Below are 21,164 nucleotides of genomic sequence, written 5' to 3'. Positions count from 1 at the left end.
CTGGCGTGAGTTGGCGCTCCCGACTGGCCAAGGTCTTCGGCGGCCGCGAACCGGCTGCCATGCAGGAAGCGGCAGCCGCAGCAGGCATGACCTCGGCGACGACGTTCTCCCCGGGCACTCCGATCGCCCCGTACGACGGATTCAGCCGCCAGCCCCGCTCGCACGACTTCACCACCGGCTACAACATCGCCGCCCGCCCGAAGTCCAACGAGCGCGTCTCCTTCGACACGCTCCGCGGCCTCGTCGAGGCGTACGACGTGGCGCAGATGTGCATCTGGCACCGCATCGACTCGATCCGGGCCCTGGACTGGTCACTCGTACCCGCGCGCGGCTTCACCGGGGACGCGTCCGACGCGATCAAGATCGGCATGCAGATCCTGCGGAAGCCGGACCGGCAGACCCCGTTCGCGGCGTGGCTGGCGAAGTGGCTGTACGACATCCTCGCCTACGACGCCGGCACCCTGTACCGGCTGCGGAACCGCGGCAAGCGGGTCATCGGGCTGAGCGTGGTCGACGGGACGACCATCGCCCCGCTGCTGGACTACTGGGGCAACAGTCCGGAAGAACCGGCCGAGGCCTACGTGCAGTACGTCAACGGGCTGGCCTGGAACTGGCTCACCCGCGGCGACCTGATCTACGAGCCGTTCCGGCCCCGCTCCAACTCCCCGTACGGACAGGCCCCGCTCGAGACGATCCTCCTAAACGCGAACACGGATCTGCGGTTCCAGGCGCACTTCCTGCAGCGGTTCACCGAGGGCAACATCCCCAAGGCCCTAGCCTCCGCTCCGGAATCATGGACCCCGGAACAGATCGCACAGTTCCAATTGGCCTGGGACGCGCTCATGCAGGGCAACCAGGAGATCCAGTCGCAGATCAAGTGGATCCCGGGCGGCGGGAAGATCGCCTGGTCCAGCGAGAAGGACTTCGACGACTCCTTCAGCCTGTTCCTGATGCGCAAGACCTGCGCCTCCTACCACATCGTCCCCTCCGACCTGGGGTTCACCGAGTCCGTCAACAAGAGCAGCGGCGAGACCCAGGCCGACGTCCAGCACCGGGTCGGCGACCTCCCGCTCGTCTCCCACATCGAGGGAGTACTCACCTCGTTCCTCCGCGACGACGTCGGCCTCCCCGTCGAGTTCGCCTTCGACACCGGCCAGGAGAAGGAAGACCGACTCGCCCTCGCCCAGACCTGGCAGATTTACATCGAGTCCGGCATGGCGAGCGCCGACGAGGGCCGTGAGGAACTCGTCGGCCTGCCCACCGACCCGCGCCGGCCCACGCCCCGCTTCTTCGCCGCCCGCTCGGGCCCGGTCCCGCTACTGGCCATCGAAGGGATCTCGGGCAAGACCGACCCCGACACCCACGCCCCGGCCGAAGACCAACCGGTCGTGCCCCAGCCGTACATCGCCGCGCCCGGCGTCGTACCCAAGCCGGGCACGACGGACGCAGCCACCGCCCGCACGGCCGAGGACGCCTACCAGCAGCAGTTCCGCGAGGCAGTCACCGACGACGAAGTCTCGAAGGAGGCACCCGCCGGCTCGACCGAGGGCATCACCGTGGACACCGGCATCCACGGCGTCGACCTCGCCGGCCGCAGCCACCGCACCGACCAGGACGAGGACGACGAGGACAGCGAGCAGGCCAACGACAGGGGAGGAGAACAGGAGCTGCTGAAGCGGGAGATCGCCGCCTTCCGCCGCTTCCGCCAGGGCCGCCGCCGCTCCGGCACCTGGCGCGACTTCGAGTTCAGGACCGCCGACCCGCTCCTCGCGCACCGCCTCAACGACGCCGGCCGCCTCGCAGTCCGCAAGGCCGCCGGACAGGTCGCGGTCGCCGGCCTGGCCGTGCGCGCCGCGGACTCCGGCCGCGTCCTCATGCTGCAGCGTGGCCTCGACCCGACCGACCCCGCCGCCGGGACCTGGGAGTTCCCCGGCGGCCACATCGAAGAAGGCGAGACACCGCTCGCCGCCGCCACCCGTGAGTGGTCTGAGGAAACCGGCATCGTCCTGCCGTACGCCCCTGAAACCGCGGCCGCTCTGGCATTCCGCACCGCACCGACCTGGGTGCACGGCATCTACCAAGGCTTCGTCTACGACATCGCGGCCGAGTCCCTCCTGAACCTCAACACCCGGGACCAGGTCACCAACCCCGATGACCCCGACGGCGACTGCGTGGAGAGCATCGCCTGGTGGGACCCGGCCCAACTGCCGGGCAACCCGGCACTGCGCCCGGAGCTCGCCGACTCCCTCGACCAGGTACTGCGGCTCCTCGCACCGTGCCCCTGCTGCTCCGGCAGCGGCGAGCACAGCAACGGCAGCGAATGCCTGCACTGCGACGCCTCGGGCCTGTCCGCCGGAGGAAGCGGCCCAGTCCCGTGCGAAGGCTCCCTCGAGGACGTCACCATCTCGGCGGACGGCGTCTACGAGGCGCCCTGCCCCTGCGGCTGGCGCGCGGTCTACGACCCGATGGACGGCTGGCAGCACGTCGACGGGTCCCACGGGCACGACGACGGGGAAACCGTCAGCGACAAGATGGCGGCCGTCGCCAAGGCCGCCGACGGCAACGGCGGCACAGGCGACGAGGAGGACGGCGACCGTCCGGCACGAGAGTGGCCAGGCTGGACCATGGACAGGGCAGCCGTCGCCCACTGGGCGCCCCTGATCGCCGCCGCGTTCGAAGCCGGCGCCGACCCCGTCGCCCTCTCCCACGCGTGGATGGACGTCGTCCCGGCCGCCAGCCACAACGACCAGCTCGAGGAACTGGCCCGCACCTGGCTGCGCGGCCAGCCCGTCAACCTGCCGGACTCCATCCGGCAGACGATGGACAACCTCTACCGCGACGGCATCGTCATCGGGAGCGCCTCGGCCGATTCCGTCCTCCTCGGCCGGCCCGTCGACTGGAGCAACTGGCGCCCCGGCGACGTCGAAGCCGCTCGGCTCCTCCTGGGCCGCAACGCCAACGGAGGAGGCCTCGACGCGCTCCTGCGCGACCGCGGCATCATCATCCGCTCCGTCGCCAACACCCGGCTGAACGAACTCGGCCGGGCCCTGGCCGCGGGCGCGGCACGGGGCGACAGCGCCGACACGATCGCCCGGAACATCAGCGGCATCCTCAGCAACCCGGCCCGCGCCGAGATGATCGCCACCACCGAGCTGGCCCGCGCAGTCTCCGCCGCGAGCCTGTCCACGTACCGCGTCAACGGCATCGAGTACGTGGAATGGATCACCGCGGTCGACGAACGCGTCTGCCCGCTGTGCATGTCCAACACCGAGGCCGGCGCGCTCCGTCTGGAAACCCAGTTCCCCTCCGGCGTCTACATGCCGCCGGCACACCCGTTCTGCCGCTGCGCACTCATGCCCGTCACAGCAGGGAGGTGACATCACCGTGACAGTTCCCGAGCAGCGCTACGTCCTCGGCGTGGCCCACCAGGCCGGTCCGGACCCGAAGATCCAGAGAGGGCTGGACGGCGCCCGCGACTACTTCAGCCCCGAGGAACTCGAGAAGGCCGCCTGGACTTTCCTGCCGTCCGGAGCCCAGGTCGGCCTCTTCCATGGCCCGGACAACACGGTCGGCCACGCCACCGTCGTCGAGTCCTACATCTGGCGCGCCGACCCATGGGACCTCGGTGACGGCGTCACCGTCCGTAAGGGGGACTGGCTCATCGGCGCAATCCTCGACGACACCGCCTGGAACCTCGTCAAGTCCGGCCGGGTCACCGGCTGGTCTCTCCAGGGCACAGCCCGCCGGCGCCCCGCGCAGTCGGCATCCACCGACCCCCGCGCGCAGGAGTGATGCGGCATGACTACCCCGATCCAGGACGGCGAGGAGTTCACCGAGCTCGTCGACGCGTCCATCCCGCGAGTCGACCTCGTGGACAAGGCGGCCAACGGCATGCGCTTCCTGATCGCCAAGCAACAGGACGGCGCACAAGGCCTGTTCAGCCCTGACTACGTCCGCACCCTGCTGTCCAAATCCGCACCCCCACCCGAGGAGATGGTGACGATGACGGGGAGCCCCGCCGCGATCGCCAAGGTCATCCACGGCGCCGCCGTCCGCGCCAACACCCCCGAGACCACCGACGCAGCGCCGGCCGACGTCGTCAAGGACGGAGCCGAGGCCAGCCCGCCGGGCGACCTCGACCCCACCGTGGCCCTGGCCGAGCCGGACGAGACCGTCGACGGCGACCCGAACGTCCCCGGCTCGGCCGCCTGGGAAGCCGTCGACGCGGCGACCGCCACCAAGTGGACGGCCATCCTCGCCCGCGCCCGCCGCGCCCTGGACGTCCTCGTCGAGCGCGAACTCCTCGAGCCCGCCGCCGGCTGCCCGGACGACCTCGACAACGTCATGGACCTCGGTGACGCCGCCTGCGCCATCGACTACGCCATCAGCCTCCTAGCGCCGTTCGCCGTTTCGGAGCAGGCCGACGCCCTCACCCGCGACGACCGCATGGCTGCCGTCGGCAAGGCCCTCGCCGGCTGGGACCCGGCCGCGCTCGACACCATCGAGGCCCTCGACCAGGTCGCGAAGGCCGGCCGCGTCCTCTCCACGGCCAACGAGAACGCGATCCGCGGCGCCGTCGACAGCCTCCAGAAGGTCCTCGCCTCGCTGCCCCAGGCACCCACCGCATCCGACGACGGCCAGCCGGTCACCAAGCAGGAGGCCCCCATGCCCCAGACGCCCCCCGCCGTCACCACCGGCGACGCCTTCACCGCAGCCGGCACCCAGACACCGGCGACGGCCGCCGACGGAATCACCAAGGCCGACAGCGCCCCTGCCGTCCAGGAGCCGGTCGCGAAGGCGAAGACGCCGCAGGTCGCCGTGTACGACAAGAACGGCAAGCTGGTCGGCATCGTGGATCCCGGCGACATCACACAGATCGCCGACGCCGAGCCCGAGACCCCCGCGGCCGAGGACGCCCCTGCCGCGCCTGCGGCACCCGAGACCCCCGACCTCGCACCGGCACCGCCGGCCGAGGTCGGAACCCCCAGCGACGCCGTCGACGACGAGGACGTCGCCAAGACCACCACCCCGACAACCGACACCGCACCCGAGGACGCCCTGCTCAAGCGCAGCGACGTCGAGGCCATGATCACCGCAGCGGTCGACGAGCGCAGTGCCAGCCAGACCGAACTCCTTGCCAAGCAGGCAGAGGAGATCGGTGAGCTGACGAAGAGCGTCGAGACGCTGGAAGGACTGGTCAAGACGCTGGAAGAGCAGCCGGCCGCACCCAAGGTGTTCACTCAGGGAGCCGTCCCGCCGCCCACCGCACTGCGCGGACAGGACCGCGGCGCTCCCGCCACAGGCGCCGCCGCCCAGGGCACGCAGCTCAAGAAGTCGCTGTACGGCGCGAGCGACGCGACCGCGCAGAACCAGATCGCCACCGACATGCAGGGCCTGGCGATCGCGGAGCTCTCGCGAATCCACAGCGGCAACTGACCGCCCGGGCGCACGGCCGCCCCCACTCCACCAGCAGCCCCGCCACGTGCCGCGTGCCGGGGCTTTCGCATGCGTAGAAAAGAGCCCCCATGAACACCATGCAGGGCGTCACGGAAGAGACGCTCGCCGGCCTGGAAGCCATTCAGAAGGCCCAGACCACCGGCATCCTCACCGGCACCGGCATCTACAGCTACGACCTCTCCGGGCTCGTCAGTCTGATCCCGGTGGTCACTCCGTTCCGCGACATCGTCTCGCGCCGCCAGTCCCCGGACGGCAACCCCTACGCGGTATGGCGCGCGATCATGAACGTCACGAGCTCACAGCCCGACCCGGCTATGGGTTTCGACTACGCCGCGAACGAGACGGTCTTCGCGGAGCAGGACTTCCAGGCCCGCTACAAGCCCACCGGCTACGCAGGCCTCGTCACCCAGGACGCGTACGACCTGGCAAAGGGCTACGGCGACCCGTACGCGATCTCCACCTTCCAGGTCCTCAACCAGGTCCTGATCGGCGACGACCGCAAGCTCCTGGGCGGCCAGAGCTTCGCCCTCGCAAGGCCGGCGGCCCCCACGCTCACGCAGGTCGCGTCCGGCGGCACCATCGGCGCCGTCCAGGTCTACGTCGGCGTCGCAGCGCGCACCGGCTCCGGCTACTACTACGGCTCGGGCAACAGCCGCGGCAACTCCGCGACCACCACGTTCGGCTCCGGGTCCGCCAACAAGGTCACCGCGACGGTCCCGTCCGTGCGCGGCGCCGTCGCCTACGACTGGTTCTACAGCGCCAACGGCTCGACCTGGTACTACTACAGCACCACCACGACGAACACGGTCTCGATCACCGCGACCATCAGCTCCAACAACGCGGTCCCGGCCGGCACCGCGCTGCCGGACATCTCCACCGTCGTCCCCACGTTCAACGCGGCCGCAGACAACGGCTCCGGCAACGCGAACGACTACGACGGCTTCCTCGCCAGCCTCGCCGGCGACTACAACGGCACCGGCCAGTGGGTCCAGCCCGGCTCCGGCACCGCCAACCCGTCCATCAACAACTCCCTCGACGGCGCCGCCCTCACGCTCGCCGGCGGCAACATCTCCGAGATCCAGGACAAGCTGTTCCTGCCGCTGTGGCAGCAGATCAAGGCGTCCCCCACCGCGCTGATGATGAACGCGGTCCAGGCGCAGGAGATCGCCAACCTGATCCTCGGCTCCACCTCGGCCACCACCTTCCTCAACACCGACTCCCAGGGCCGCATCAACGTCACCGCGGGCGGCCGGGTCGGCGAAGTCGTCAACGCCCCCGCAGGCGGTGTGACAGTGCCGATCGAGGTCCACGTCTCCCTGCCCCCGGGGACCATCGTGGCCAGGACCGACAGGGTCCCGTTCCCGCAGGCCAACATCGACTCGGTGCTCGAGTACAGGGCACTGCGGGACACCGCCCAGTTCGACTACGGCATCAGCCGCGTCGCCAACACCTCGGGCGGCGGCCCCCGCAAGGAGTTCGAAATCCGGTCCGTGGGCGCCTTCCTCAACCGCGCCCCGGTCGCCATGGCGACCCTGCAGAACGTCGCCTGATCCATCCCCCTCCGGTGCAGACCCCGCCCCGGGGTCTGCACCGGCCCCGCGCGCCACCAACACCAGGAGCAGCAGACATGCGTCTGTACACCCTCACGGGCGCCAACGCGCTCGAGGACCCCGAGTACGGCCTCTTCGAGGCCGACGAGCAGGGGGGATTCGACTTCCCCAACGAGCTCTCCAGCCGCCTGCACGGCTTCCACGTCGACGGCAGGCCAGCCTGGGAGGACGACATCGAGCGGCAGCGGCGCCTCCTCAATGAGGAGCTCGAACGCCGCAAGGACCCGGCCACCCTCCTCGGAGCTGTGGAGATGCTCGTCGCAGCCGCCGGCACCACCACAGCAGCCCTTCAGACGCCGCCGCCTGCCGGCAGCGCGGATGCAAGGCACGAGCAGACCGGCGCCCCTTCGGGCGACGGAGACAGCAGCGGCCCCCAGACCTCCGACGGCCAGGGGGAAGGCGACCAGGGCGCGGCCGAGAACCCCGACGGCAGCCCCGCGAGCGACGGTGCCCCCTCGGGCGACGGAGACGGCGGCAGCCCGCAGACCTCCGACGGCCAGGGGGAAGGCGACCAGGGCGCTGCCGAGAAGGCTCCCGCGAAGAAGGCCACCGCGAAGAAGACGGCCGCCAAGCCGGCCAAGTAGGGCGCGCCGAAAGGAGACGGCCGTGCCTGCCACCCCGTACGTGACCGCAGCCGAGTTCGCGGCCCACCCCACCTACCTCGCCCTGGACAACCTCCGCCAGGACACCAGCGACCCGGCCGCACAGACCGCAGTGCTGACCAACATCCTGCTCATGGCCTCGGAATGGGCAGACGGCGAATGCAACCAGCCGCTCGGCGCCCACGTCGTGACCCGGTCCCAGCGAGCGCGCTGCGACCGGGACGGCAACCTGCTGCTCGTCGCCAACCACTTCCCGGTCCTGTCAGTGCTCGCCGTCGCGTACGGTCCCCGCCCCACCGACCTCGCCGACGTCGCCGACCTGTCCGGAGCATGGACCGAGGAGCGCCGGCTGGTGCGGCTGCCGATCGGCGGCGCCCGGAGCATGTCCGGACCCGGCTACTACGTTCGCTGGACGTTCATCGCCGGCCGCGCCACCACCCTCATCAACGCCGACGCAACCTCGGGAGCGACCGCGCTCACCGTCGCCGACCCGACTGGGATCCTGCCGGGCGAGGCGTACCGGCTCTGGGAGCCCGGCGCGGAGGAGATCGTCGTCGTGGCCGACGACTACGAGCCTCCCGCACCGACGCCAGCACCCCAGCCCACAGCGATCCCCCTGGCGGCCCCCACCCGCAACGACCATCTTCTAGGCTTCAGCTTCACGGGCATGTCGGCCGACGTGCGGCTGGCGATCACCTCCTACGCGGCCAGCGTCCTCCTGCGCCCGGACACTGCTGGCGAGGACGAGTTCCCGGACAACAACGCCTCCTCCACCCGGTCCAAGGACTCCCGCCCCACCGGCCTCGGCCTCGTCAAGGAAGCCCGCCGCATCCTGAAGTCGGAAACGGTGGTGAGCTGACCGTGGCGATCACCGAAATCCTCGACGGCATCTGCCGCTACTTCGGCGGCGACTACGACCCAGCCACACGCACCTACCGCAGCTCACCCGTGTCCGGCGTCGGCGTCGTACGCCGCGGCGCACCCACCGACGACAAGGCCGCGGACTACTTCGTCGGCATGGACCCGGGCACCCGCACCGGCAGCGTCGTCCTGGCGACCATTCCCCGCCAGCACGAACGCCGGGTCGCAGTCGGCGGCGAGCACAGCGGGATGAAGCTGATCGTCTACGACACGATCCTGCGGGTGTTCCTGCGGAGCAACACCCCGTACGCGGAGGACGCCCAGGATGACGCCTACACGCTGCGCGATGCCCTCGTCGCCCACATGCGCAAGGACCGGACGCTGGGCGGGTGCGTGTTCCAGGCGGGTGAGCACGTCACCGAGGCAGGCGGTGACGGCATCGATGTCGAGTACTCGGAAGCGGCCTCCAAGGCGGGCCTGACCAAGGGCTACTTCGAGATGCGCTTCGCGGCTGTCGAGTACATCGAGGCCTAACCCACTGCTCTTGTCGGCCCCCTGTTCGCGGGGGCCTTTCGTTTCCCCTTCACGAACCGGAGGCCTCCACGCATGGCCAGGACCACCACCAGCAGCGACCCGGATCGCCAGGAGGCCGAAGAGGCCGCCCCGGCTGCCCCGTCAGCTCCACCGACCCCTGCCGAGGACAACAGCGCCACCTCACCGGCCCTTGAGCCTTCGGCGGGTACTGCGTCCGGCAGCGACGGCTCCGAACTGGCGCCGGGCGTCTACGAGTACACCCACAGCATCGGCTGCGTGTACCCGCACGTCCCGCTCACCTGCCACGCCCACCACCCGGCCGTACCCGCCACGGACACAACCCCGGACATCCCGGAGCAGCTGGCCACGGTCTTCAACTGGCCGGAGGGACCGCCGGCGGACGGGCGCTGGGCCTCCACCCGCAAGAAGCCCAACCAGGCCGCGGACAACGCCGGCGGCCTTCTGAACGGCAAGGAGTAACCCGGTGCCCACCCCCACCACCTATGCGCCCGCGAAGCAGTTCGTGGGCGTGGCCAATGAGGTCACCCAGGGCTCGCCCGTCGCGATGACCGCGACCCTTCTCCTCGACAACTTCAAGCCCAAGGACCAGCCGAAGTTCCTGGAGGACAAGGCCTGGCGCGGCGCCATGGGCACCGACTCGTTCGCGCAGATCCCCGGCGTTGCCACCGCCGACCTCGACCTCGGCGGCCCGGTCTTCCTGGACGGCCTGGGCTATCTGCTGCGGAACATCATGGGCGACCTCAGCGTCACGGGCACGTCCACCGGCTCGGGCGGCACCACGCTGTCCGCGACCGCCAACCCCGGCGCGGCCACCATCTCGACCGTCGCGACGATCCCCAACGGCACCGTGATCCAGATCGGCACCGGGGCCACTGCCGAGGTCTTCACGACCGGGACGCCCACGGGATCGGGCCCGTACACCATCCCGCTCTCGTCGCCGTCCGGGGGACTCGTCTACCAGCACGCCTCCGCGCAGGCCGTCCAGCCGGTGACCGGGCCGTACACGTACGCCTGGGCGCTCCTCAACTCCGGCACCGGGCAACCGATCAGCCACACCCTGACCCACATGCTGGGACCCACATCGACGAGCGGCGCGCGACAGTATCCGGGCGCCGTCTTCTCCGAGATGGGTTTCAAGTGGAACTCCGAGTCGGACCTGTTCACGTTCGACGCGAAGGCGACGTCCTGGCCGTCAGTGATCCTCGGATCCGCGCCGACCGCGAACCCCGGCACGGTGGCGCCGATCGCGTCCTGGCGCATGGCCGTCGGCATCGCAGGACCGGCCACCGGCGGCACGCTCATCTCGACCGTCACCGACGGCGAGATCAGCCTCAAGCGGGAGATCAACCCCTACTTCACCGGCAACGGCGCCCAGTCGCCGTACATCATCCAGCGCGCCGGCCTCACGGTCGAGGGCAAGCTGAACTTCGTCGCCGCCGACGAATCTCCGCTGCTGTACATGCTCAACAACAACCAGCCGCAGCTGCAGTTGCTCATCTCCAACGGCCTGTCCGGCCTCAATGCTGGCGCGGTGCAGTTCGACTTCGCGAAGGCGGCGTTCGTCGAGGCGGAGCCGGACGGATCGAAGACCGCCGTCGAGTACTCCAACAGCTTCAAGGCCGTCCTAAACACCACGAACGCGGGCGGAAGCGGCTCGTTCAGCCCCTGCAAGATCTCCGTCACCTGCAACGTCACCCCCGGCACCTACTGACCGGCACAGGCGCTGTCCATCCCCACCCTCACACCCTCACCCAAGGAGTCCCCTTGCCACGTCACGCCCTTCCTTCCGGGAACTGGGTCGAACTCCGCGACCCCGACACACTCCGCCGCGGCGACAAGAAGAAGGCCCTGGGCCTGGTACCGATCGACGAGGACATCGAGCTCACCCTCGCCACCGACATGCAGATGACAGACGGCATGTTCGTCGTCATGATCTCCTCCTGGTCCTTCGAGTACCCGGTCAGTCTCGAGGCGATCGGGCTCCTGCCACTGGCAGACGGCACCGTCCTGGAGGGCCTCCCCGAGATCCAGGCCGCGCACAAGCTGCTCTTCCCCCAGCAGCCGGAGGCGACCCCGGAGCAGGCGGCTGACCCGACGTCCCCTACCGAACCCTCCGACGGCTGAAAGGCCTGCTGGAGGACCCCAAGAACGCGGCCGGCCGCGAGAAGCAGAAGCGCTATCCGGAGACCCGCTGGCACCGCACGCTCGACTACCTATGGTTCGCCGAGCGCTACCACTGGACCCCCGACCAGGTAGACGCCCTGCCCCTGGAGGTCTTCAACAGCCTCCCCGACCTCGCCGAGATCATCGACGAGATCCACGCGGACGCCCAGGAGAAGGCACAGAGGGACGCGGAGAGGGGGTGAGCCCGCGTGTCCGGCGCCGTACAGATCGTCGGGCTCTCCCAGTTCAACGCCCAGATGATCGCGCTGGAGAGGGACATCCAGCGCGCCACCCGTATCGCGACCGCCCACGCCGCTCACCTGGCCGAGGCCGCGATCAAGGAAATGCTCACCACGAGCAGCCATCCCAAGGGCACCCCGACACCATCCGCGCCGGGGGATCCGCCCTCGCTCGTGACCGGCACGCTGCGCAGGTCGATCAAGGTGGTCGGGCCCGTGCCCGTCGGCTGGGGCCGCTGGCTCGCCGAGGTCGGCCCCACGGCCGTCTACGGACGCGTCCAGGAGCTCGGCGGTCCCGCCGGCCGCGGCGCCGAGCTCCCGCCCCGCCCGTACGTCCAGCCTGCGTACGAGCGCCTCGTGACCACCGGTCAGATCTGGACCGTCTACCACCACGCCTGGCGAACCGCCCTCGCCGCCCACTGACCCCCTGAGCAGCCCCTGACACCGCACGCACCCCGGGCGCGCGGTGGACGGGGCTGCTCGCTGTGCCCGGAGGGCGGTTCGCGGTATGAGCGGCGGCGGTGGAGGAGGCGGGGGCCTGTTGCCCCCTGTGGTCGCGCGGTTCATGGGCGACATCACTCAGCTCCGGGCCACGATGCGCGAGGCACGCGCACAGGTCAACGGCACCGCCGCGGGCATGCAGGCCGCGGGGGCCACGGTGTTCGCGGGGATGGCCCGGATGGGCCGTTCCGTCAGCCTGATCGGCGCCGGCGCGGCGGTCGCCTCCATGAAAATGGCGGGCGATTTCGAGGCGAACACGATGGTCCTGCACACTGCTGCGGGAGAAACACTTTCCGGCCTGAAAACGGTCCGAAAAGGCATCCTCGATATTGCCAAGGATACGGGTACCGACTGGCACAACCTCACCGAGGGAATGTACCAGGTCGAGAAAGCCGGTATCCGTGGCGCGAACGGCCTGAAAGTCCTCAAGGCTGCGGCTCAGGGAGCGCGTGAAGAAAACGCCTCGCTGGAGTCGGTCACCAACGCGATGACCTCGGTCATGGCCTCATATCACCTGGGCGCGAACAAAAGCGTCCAAGTGATGAACGCCATGAAAACCGCCGCGGGTGAAGGCAAGATGACAATGGAGGAGTTCGCCTCCTCTCTGTCAACTGTCCTCCCGATCGCGTCCGCCAACAAGATTTCCTTCGCTGAGGTTTCCGGCGCGCTCGCCACGCTGACTCAGCACGGCACCAGCGCCCGCGAGGGCACGCAGGAACTGTCCTCCACGATCCGCTCGCTCGCCTCGCCGAACGCCGTCGCAGTGAAGGAAATGGCCAGGCTGGGCCTCTCCTCGACCGACGTCGCTACCAAGATGAAGGACGTCGACAAGGGCGGGCGCGGCCTCACCGGCACGTTCGACCTGCTGTCCAAGACCGTCCTCGGCAAGATGGGCAAATCGGGCACAGTCCTACTGTCGTCCTTCAACAACACGAAGTTCGCTGCGCAGAACATGCGCAAAATGATTTCCCTGATGCCGCCCAAACTCCAGGAACTCGCACACGGGCTAGAAAAGGGAAGTCTCACCTCTAATCAATTCTCCAAGGCCATCGGTAAAATGCCTGCCGATCAGCAGGTTCTCGGAGCACAGTTCAAAACGCTCTTCAAGAACTCCCACGGGTTCGCGGACGAACTCAAAAAGGGCGGACCGGCAGCGCAGACCTACACCGAGGCCATGCGAAAAATGCTCGGCGGGGCAATCGGCCTCAATACATCGCTCCAGCTCACCGGCGAGAACACCGAGTCATACAACGAGCGCGTCAAGAAAGTCCGCGAGTCCTACAAACATGCGACGAAAGACGTCGAAGGCTGGGACGCGACCCAGAAGCTTTTCAACGTCCGCCTCGCCAAGGCCAAGCAGGCCGTCAGCGTCCTCGCGATCCAGATCGGCACCAAACTCATCCCGGTCGTCACCCGGGTCGTCGACTGGTTCTCCCGGCACCAGAAGGTCGCGGTCGCCCTTGCCAGCGTGATCGGCGGCGTCCTGGCCCTGTCCGTGGTCGCCTACGCGGCCAAGCTCACCATGGCCGTGGTCAAGCCCATCGGCTCACTCGCCAAGCTGGGCGTGGCCGGCGTCAAAGCCGGCGGCCGCGTCGTCCAGGGATTCCGCTCCGCCCAGGTCGCAGGCTCCGCGTTCTCCGGCCGCGCCGGCACCTTCGGCGGCGCACTGCGGAAAATGTGGAACGGATCCATCAACGGCGCCAAGGCCGCCGGCCGGGCGATGAAGAGCGCCGGCAGCGCAGCAGCGTCGTTCGGCCGTACCGCTGCCCGGTCGATCGGCAATGCCGGAAAGGCTGCCTGGACCGGGACCATCAACGGGGCCAAGGCTGCCGGCCGGGCGATGAAGAGCGCCGGGAGCGCGGCGGCCACGTTCGGCCGTAACGCGGCCCGAGCCGCTGGACGGGCTGGTAAGTCGGCGTGGACCGGCTTCGTGACGGGAGTGAAGGGCGCCGGGCGGGCCATGCGCTCCGCCGGAAGTGCCGCGCTCACTCTCGCGCGGAACGTGGGTAGGGCCACTCTGGCTGCCGCACGGTCTGCGATCGCCTGGACCATCCAGAAGACCAAGCTCATCGCGTCCGCGATCGCCACGCGGTCCGCCGCGGTAGCGCAGTGGATCCTGAACACGGCGATGAACGCCAACCCGATCATGCTGATCGTCCTGGCCATCGCCGCCCTGGTCGGCGGGCTAATCCTGGCGTACAACAAGATCGGCTGGTTCCGGGACTTCTGCAACGGCGCTTTCAAGGCCATCAGCGACGCCATCGGCTGGGTCGTCAACTTCGTGAAGGCGAACTGGCCGATGCTCCTGGGGCTTCTCACCGGCCCCATCGGCATCGCCGTCGCCTACATCACCACCCACTGGAAGAAGATCAGCAAGGGCTTCTCCGACGCCTACCACAGCACGGTCAACGTCGGCCGTTCCCTGATCAGTTGGATCACGGGCCTCCCGGGACGGGCGAAGTCGGCTCTGTCTTCCCTGGCGGGGAGGGTCGCCGCGACGGCGCTGGACGCCTGGGCCCGTTTCAAGATCGCCTCGGTCAAGAAGGCCCTCGAGGCGATCGCCTGGGTGCGGAGTCTTCCCGGCCGGGCGCGCAAGGCACTCGGCAACCTCGGGAGCCTGCTGGTCTCCGCGGGCCGTGACATGATCCGCGGCCTCCTCAGCGGACTGAAGTCCATCGGCGTCAGCTCGGTCATGTCCGGGATCGCCAACAGCGCCAAGAACGCCTTCAAGTCCGCCCTCGGCATCTCGAGCCCGTCGAAGGTCTTCCGGTCCCTGGGCATCTACATCAACCAGGGCCTGGTCGAAGGCCTCACCAGCAGCACCGCCCGGGTGAAGGCCGCCACGAGGCGGATCGAGACCCTGATCCTCCAGACCCGCAACCGCCTCGTCGACCAGCGCACCAGCAACCGCACCCGGGGCGGTCGGCGTACCAACGCCTGGGTGGCCCAGAAGCTGCGGGCGCTCGCAGGCGTCGAGCGGTACGTGAAGCGGGAAGACCGCGTCATGCGGTCACTGGCGGCGAAGCGGGACGCGACCGCGAAGAAGCTGAAGGCCGCCCAGAAGACGCTGGCCGACCTCCAGAAGTCGTGGACGTCGAAACGCGACGAGATCGCCTCCAGCGTGATGCAGGGCATGTCGGTGGTCACCGCGTCACCCGACGAGGGCCGCGCCGTCAACTCCTTCGACATCGTGGCGAACATGCGCGCCCAGGCGCAGAAGGTCGCCGAGTTCACCCGGAACCTGGCTGCCCTGAAGAAGAAGGGCGTCCGCAGCGATCTGATCGAGCAGATCGCTGCGGCCGGCGTGGAGGGCGGAGGTGATACCGCCCGGGCGTACGCGGCGGCCTCGGCGGGGCAGATCAAGGAGGTCAACTCCCTCCAGGCCAGCATGAAAACGCAGGCCAAGAAGACCGGGACCGTCGTCGCGGACGCGATGTACGGGGCCGGCATCAAAGCCGCGCAGGGCCTGGTCAAGGGCTTGCAGAAGCAGCAGAAGGCCATCGAGAAGCAGATGGTCACGATCGCCAAGAAGATGGCTGCGGCGATCAAGCACGCCCTCAGGATCAAGTCGCCGTCGCAGGTGTTCGCGGACATCGGCGGCTACATCCCCCAGGGCCTCGCTGTCGGCATCACCAGCGCGGCCCGTCACGCCGTGACCGCCGCCCGGAAACTGTCGGCTCAGGTCACCACGGCCGGCTCGGTCAGCCAGGGCGCGTTCTCCGCGAACGCCTCCAGCTACCGCATCCCGGCGCAGCGCGGCGGCCAGTACACCTACGTCGACCGGCGGACCGTCCAGGTCGAGGTCAAGGGTCACGTCATGACCGAGCGCGAGCTCGTGAAGGTCGTCGAGGAGGGCTTCCTCAAGAAGGGGATGCGCAACCCGAAGACCTACCCCAACTACAAGCGCTGAGGGCAGCCGCCCGGCGGCAGAGATGGAGGCTGCCCGCCACCTCACTGCCGCCGGGCTGGACGAACAACGAAAGGACGAGCGTGGCCACCTACGTCTACACGGCCCTCTACGACACCGTCTACACGGGCATCCCGCTCACCGCGGGCCCCGCCCGGGGCACCGGCGGCACGCCGACCATCTGGGACTGGCCCAGCGCCCCTGCAGACGGCCGATGGAAGACCACGGCGTCACCGGTCAACCAGCAGGCCGACAACGGCGGTTCCGGGAACCAGCCCGACACCTCGTCCCTCATCGCGGCCGGGTCGGCCATTCTCTCGGGCCACGGCAGCCCGCCCGCCAGGCTGGGCCAAGACGGTCAGTACTGGGTCGACGTCGACTCCAGCACCCTGTGGGGGCCGCGGCTGTCCGGGAACTGGCCGGCGAGCGGGATCCCGCTCGCGAGCAGCGTCCCGCTGTCCGGCGGCACGGTCAGCGGTGACCTGGCCGTGAACGGACGCCTGAGCAGCGCCGGGGTCGCGGTGCCGCTGATGGTGCCGTCGAGTCCGCGGCCCGCGTGGCGGCCGGCGTCGTTCTCGCAGCAGTTCCAGTCCGGTCACGGCTGGACAGCGTCCGGGTCCGGGGTCGGCTCGTCGAACGTCAACGACACCGCCAATTTCTGCAGGGGCAGCCAGTCGTTCCAAGTCACCACGACCGGAACCGGGGCCGTCGCGAACATCCGCAAGCTCGCCGGCAGCGTTCCCGACCTCACGGGCAAGGCGCTGCGCCTGGTCTTCAGAGTGTCGGACGTGACCCACCTGAACCAGATCAACTTTCAGGTCGGCACAAGCACGATCGCGAACACCTTCTCGTGGCGTGTCCACACCCACGCCGCGAGTGCCGAGAACCTCGTCCTGAGCGGTGAATGGGTCACCCTCGTCCTGTCCTGGGCGGATGTGCGGTCCGCGACGGGCACCTACTCGATCTCCGCGAACGGCGTACCGAGCGTCACCAACGGCTTCACAGACCTGCTGTTCCAGGTCGTCGACGACAACACCGGTAACCCGGTCGTCGTGAACCTGCAGTCCGTCGAGGTCATCGCCGATACGAAGGCCACCTTCGCGGGCGGCGTCATCAGCATCACCTTCGACGACTCCTACGCCAGCCAGTACACCAACGCCCGCCCGAAGATGGACTCACTCGGGTTCCGGGGGACCGCCTACACGATCGTGGAGAACCTGGGGTCCGGCGGCTACCTGACCCTGGCACAGCTGCGCTCTCTGCAGGACCAGTGTGGATGGGAGGCCGCCGGGCACGCCTACTACGCGGCGAACCACAACACGAAGTACAACGCCTTGTCCGCGGCGGTGGTGGAGGACGACATCCGCCGCACGCGCGCGTGGATGGCGGCCCAGGGTTTCCCGGGCGGTAGCTTCGCGTATCCGGGCGGCTGGCTCAGCAGCACGACCGACGGCGCCTCCATCGAAGCTCTCACCTGCCGCTACTTCAGCAACGGCCGCAGCATCTCGTCGGCAGACACCCTCGAGCCGTTCCCGCCCCCGATGCCCTACCGGATGCACGCCATCAGCGGAATCGGCGCGCTCGCGGGTGGCGCATCCCGCGGCCTGCCTGCCAACTTGACCGGCGCCGGCGGCTCCCTCGACCGCTGCCAGCTCGACGGCAACTGGGTCATCCTCGTCTTCCACGACATCGTCACCGGCTCGGTCACCACCTCGAACCAGTGCTCCCTGACCGACTTCAACTCGATCATGGACGGCATCAACTCCCGCGGAATCCCCGTGCTCCCGGTCGGCGACGTACTGCGCCTCTACACCTGACCCGCACTCGCCCCACCACCGGACAGAGGGAGGCGGCATGCCCAAACTGGACGTCCTGCAGGACTACTTCGGATCCCCGGTCCTCAACCCGTCGATCTGGAACGCCTCCAGCGGCAGCCCCAACATCGTCCTCGACACCGTCCTGGACCGCGTCCAGATCGCCTGCACCGCCTCCTACCCCCAGCTCGGCAGCACCGGTCCCTGGGACGCCACCAACAGCGCCGTCTACGCCCGCGTCACCCCGCCGCCGCTCGGCACCGGAACCACCCAGCTCCTCATGCGGATGGCCGTCGACGCCAGCAACCGCGCCACCCTGCTGTTCGACGGCGGCGGTGCCATGTCCGCATCCGTCGTCAACGCCGGCGTCACGACCACCGTCAGCATCGGCGCCTACAACCCCTACCTGCACGCCTGGTGGCGCCTGCGCGAACAGGCCGGCAGCATCCTGTTCGACACGTCCCCGGACGGCTGGAACTGGACACTGCGCGCCACCATCGCGCACACCTGGTCCGCGACCGCGGTCCAGGTCCTGTGGATGTCCGGGTTCTACGGCACCGAGGCTGCCGGGCTCACGGCCTACGTCGACCAGGTCAGCACCACCATCGCGGCCAAGGACCAGCTCAACCTCAACTTCCCCCAGGTCGAGGACGCGTGGGCCCCGTACTGGGACAGCAACGGCGGCACGGTCCCGCTCGACCGCTACGTCGACATCTCCGACCGCCCCCGCAACGCCACCACCTTCAGCCGGGGACGCCAGTACGAAACCGACCAGGTCCGCTCGGCTGAAGCCCAGCTCGAGCTCGCCAACTCCGACGCACTCCTGGACCCCACCAACACCTCCGGCCCCTGGTCCGGATACATCAACCCCTACCAGCCCTACCGGCGCCGCGCGCAGTGGCCGCCCGCGCGCAATCTCCTCGACCAGGTCATGGCGACCGGCGGAGACCTGGGCGGATTCTCCGGCACCATCAGCCCGGCGACCAGCGACATCTTCTCCAACACCGACAGCAGCGGCGGCCAGTTCGTCAACTCTGCGTCGGCGTGGATGGGCTCGTCCGTCATGCAGTTCGCGGTGCCCTCCGCCACCGCGACCCAGACGCGGATCTGCCACACCCCCCGCTACTCGGTTGCTCCGGGCCGCACGTACACCATCGCTCTCCGGGTGAGGGACGTCACCGCCTCCACGAGCCTGTCCGTGGCGGCCTTCATCGGCTGGTACACCGCCGGCGGAGGCCCGACACCTACGACCTTCGTCTACGGAACGACCAGCGTCCTGACCGGGTCGACAACAGCCGGATGGACCACGGTGGTCGTGACAGCGACGGCCCCGGCCAACGCCGCCGGCATGGACGTCGGAGTGGCCACGGCCGCCACGGCGGCAGCCACGTGCAGCGTGCAGGTCGACGGCTGCCAGCTCGAGAAGGGCGCGACCGCCACGACGTGGCAGTGCCCCGGCATCTGGTACCCCGTGTACGCCGGCTACACGGAGCGCTGGCCGTCGAAATGGGACGGGGACGGCACGTACGGCAAGGTCAGCCCGAACATGGTCGACTCCTTCAGCCTGCTCTCGCAGCAGACCCTGGCCGACCCGCTCACCCAGGAGATCAACGCCAACAACCCCCGGTTCGTCTACAAGATGGACGACCCGGCGGGCTCCTTGAGCGTGGCGGACTGGACCGGCAACCAGCGCGCGGCGACGTTCGCCAACAGCAAGTACGGCGTGGGCAGCCTGGTACTGGGCACCGAGATCACAGCCACCGACCTCGTGAACGGCATCTACACCGGCGGCTCCGGGACCGTGGCGACGTTCGACAACCCGAACCCCGGCACGAACCTCATCAGCCCGGCCACGTTCATCCGCCTGGGAACCGCAGGGATCCTCGGCCCGGCCACAGCCCCCTTCACCCGGATGATCGCGTTCCGGTACACGGGGCCCGTCCCGGGAGCCGGCGCGGCGGCAAATCTCTGGTCCTGCTTCGACAACCAGCGAGCCAACGGCGCTCCGTCGGGGTCGAACATCCTGGTGGTCGTCAACACCTCCGGCACCCTCCAGTGGTCCTCGGCCGGCCCGACCGGCGTGGCCGGCGCGCGCATCAGTTCCGTCAACGTGGCCGACGGCAACTGGCACCTGGCCATCTTCGGCCTCGACATCGCGAACTCCATCGCCTTCATCAACGTCGACGGAGTCAACCTCGACACCGTCCCGAGCGCCAGCACCGCGCCCTCGGGCCTGATCAGCGACAACATCGGCGCCTACGTCGACCCCACCGTCGGCAACGGGACCATCCGCAACTGGAAGGGCGACGTCAGCTTCTGCGCGGAATTCCCGTCCTACCTCAGCGCCAGCGCCCGGACGAACCTCTACCAGGCGTGGAAGTCATCGTGCACCGGGGAGTCGACGGACGACCGCTACCGGCGGATCCTGCGCTACGCCGGATACACCGGCCCCACCAGCATCCAGCCCGGGCTGACCACTTCCATGGGTCCCGCGGCGCTCGACGGCCAGGACGCGGTCAGCGCTCTGGAAGCGGTTGTCGCGACGGAGAACGGCGCCCACTTCGTCGCCCGCGACGGCACGGTCAACTTCAAGGCCCGCTCGGACCGCTACAACTCCCTCACTCCGGCGTACGTGTTCGGCGAGCTGGAGGCCCCGGGCGAGTGGCCGTACGAGTCGCTTGAGACCGACTTCGACTCGACCCACCTGTCCAACTCAGCCGAGGTGACCCAGGAGTCCACCGGCCAGGTCTTCTACGACAACGACAGCGCCAGCCAGACCGCCTTCTTCAAGCGGCCGATCACGCGCACCGTCAACTCGACCGACTCGGGCGAGTGCCAGGACGCCGCCGGCTACCTGATCTCCCGCTACCGACGCCCCGCCACCCGCATCAACTCGCTCGTCCTCCACCCCTCCGCGAATCCGGCCCTGTGGCCGGTCTGCCTCGGACTCGAACTCGGCACACGGGCACGCGCGATGCGCAGGCCCCCCGGCGTACCGGCCACGACGGTGGAGATGTTCGTGGAGAACATCGAATGGTCGTGGAGCGAGGACCTGGAGGTCACGCAGACGCTCCAGTGCTCCCCGGTCGACCTCAGCCCGTACGGCATCTTCGCCGCCTGGCACACCACGCTCGCCACATCCCCGTCAGCGGGCGTCACCTCGGTCACCATCCGCAACGGCCAGGACAACACCAACCTCCTCGCCGCGCAGATCGCGCCCGGGCAGCAGCTCGTCCTCGGGCAGGGCACCGCCAACCAGGAGACCGTCACCGTCCTGTCGGTGGGGGCGACGAGCCCGGGATGGACCACCGCCACCCTCACCCTCACCGCCGCAACCACCAAGGCCCACACCACGAACGACACGGTGTGCGAGCCACTGCCCGCCGGAGTCACGGACCCGACGACGTGGGACTCCGTCTGCCAGTTCGACTCCATCGTCTTCGCCTACTGACAGG

At 69.2% G+C, this 21,164-nt stretch carries 14 protein-coding genes; all 14 read left to right on the top strand.

Features of this window, described 5'->3' with window-relative positions:
* The first annotated feature begins 5 nt into the window (after nt 1–5).
* The 14 genes from ACIP6U_RS29900 (at nt 6) to ACIP6U_RS29835 (ending at nt 21,160) form a co-directional block, all read left to right on the top strand.
* Nucleotides 6–3,377, top strand: coding sequence for a phage portal protein (locus ACIP6U_RS29900; protein ID WP_401724052.1), 3,372 nt, complete (start codon nt 6–8; stop codon nt 3,375–3,377).
* 7 nt (nt 3,378–3,384) lie between these two features.
* Nucleotides 3,385–3,792 carry an XkdF-like putative serine protease domain-containing protein gene (locus ACIP6U_RS29895; protein WP_401724049.1) on the top strand — a complete coding sequence of 136 codons (408 nt, stop codon included), beginning with the start codon at nt 3,385–3,387 and terminating at the stop codon, nt 3,790–3,792.
* Between the two features lie 6 nt (nt 3,793–3,798).
* A complete protein-coding gene (locus tag ACIP6U_RS29890) occupies nt 3,799–5,436 on the top strand; it encodes a hypothetical protein (RefSeq protein ID WP_401724047.1) in 1,638 nt (545 codons plus the stop codon).
* Nucleotides 5,437–5,525: 89 nt separating this feature from the next.
* The gene (locus ACIP6U_RS29885; RefSeq protein ID WP_401724044.1) at nt 5,526–7,007 is read left to right on the top strand and encodes a hypothetical protein; all 1,482 of its coding nucleotides are present in this window, start codon (nt 5,526–5,528) and stop codon (nt 7,005–7,007) included.
* Nucleotides 7,008–7,084: 77 nt separating this feature from the next.
* A complete protein-coding gene (locus ACIP6U_RS29880) occupies nt 7,085–7,651 on the top strand; it encodes a hypothetical protein (protein ID WP_401724041.1) in 567 nt (188 codons plus the stop codon).
* Nucleotides 7,652–7,673: 22 nt separating this feature from the next.
* Nucleotides 7,674–8,528, top strand: coding sequence for a hypothetical protein (locus tag ACIP6U_RS29875; RefSeq protein WP_401724038.1), 855 nt, complete (start codon nt 7,674–7,676; stop codon nt 8,526–8,528).
* A 2-nt stretch (nt 8,529–8,530) separates the two neighbouring features.
* Entirely contained in the window at nt 8,531–9,064 is a 534-nt protein-coding gene (locus ACIP6U_RS29870) for a hypothetical protein (RefSeq protein WP_401724037.1), read from the top strand.
* 72 nt (nt 9,065–9,136) lie between these two features.
* Nucleotides 9,137–9,544 carry a hypothetical protein gene (locus ACIP6U_RS29865; RefSeq protein WP_401724034.1) on the top strand — a complete coding sequence of 136 codons (408 nt, stop codon included), beginning with the start codon at nt 9,137–9,139 and terminating at the stop codon, nt 9,542–9,544.
* Between the two features lie 4 nt (nt 9,545–9,548).
* Nucleotides 9,549–10,796, top strand: a complete 1,248-nt coding sequence (locus ACIP6U_RS29860) for a hypothetical protein (RefSeq protein ID WP_401724031.1) — start codon at nt 9,549–9,551, stop codon at nt 10,794–10,796.
* A 53-nt stretch (nt 10,797–10,849) separates the two neighbouring features.
* Complete coding sequence (locus tag ACIP6U_RS29855; protein ID WP_401724028.1) at nt 10,850–11,209, top strand: hypothetical protein; 360 nt, start codon at nt 10,850–10,852, stop codon at nt 11,207–11,209.
* A gap of 248 nt (nt 11,210–11,457) precedes the next feature.
* The gene (locus ACIP6U_RS29850; RefSeq protein ID WP_401724025.1) at nt 11,458–11,910 is read left to right on the top strand and encodes a hypothetical protein; all 453 of its coding nucleotides are present in this window, start codon (nt 11,458–11,460) and stop codon (nt 11,908–11,910) included.
* A 127-nt stretch (nt 11,911–12,037) separates the two neighbouring features.
* The gene (locus ACIP6U_RS29845) at nt 12,038–15,898 is read left to right on the top strand and encodes a phage tail tape measure protein (protein WP_401724810.1); all 3,861 of its coding nucleotides are present in this window, start codon (nt 12,038–12,040) and stop codon (nt 15,896–15,898) included.
* 80 nt (nt 15,899–15,978) lie between these two features.
* Nucleotides 15,979–17,712, top strand: coding sequence for a polysaccharide deacetylase family protein (locus ACIP6U_RS29840; protein ID WP_401724022.1), 1,734 nt, complete (start codon nt 15,979–15,981; stop codon nt 17,710–17,712).
* Between the two features lie 37 nt (nt 17,713–17,749).
* Nucleotides 17,750–21,160 (top strand): hypothetical protein, encoded by a 3,411-nt coding sequence (locus ACIP6U_RS29835; protein WP_401724020.1) that lies wholly within the window; start codon nt 17,750–17,752, stop codon nt 21,158–21,160.
* The last annotated feature ends 4 nt before the right edge of the window (nt 21,161–21,164 follow it).

The sequence above is a fragment of the Streptomyces sp. NPDC088794 genome (genome assembly GCF_044750545.1).
Lineage (GTDB): Bacteria > Actinomycetota > Actinomycetes > Streptomycetales > Streptomycetaceae > Streptomyces.
The sequence above is the reverse complement of the archived record's forward strand: the minus strand, read 5'-3'. Positions and strand labels throughout refer to the sequence as shown.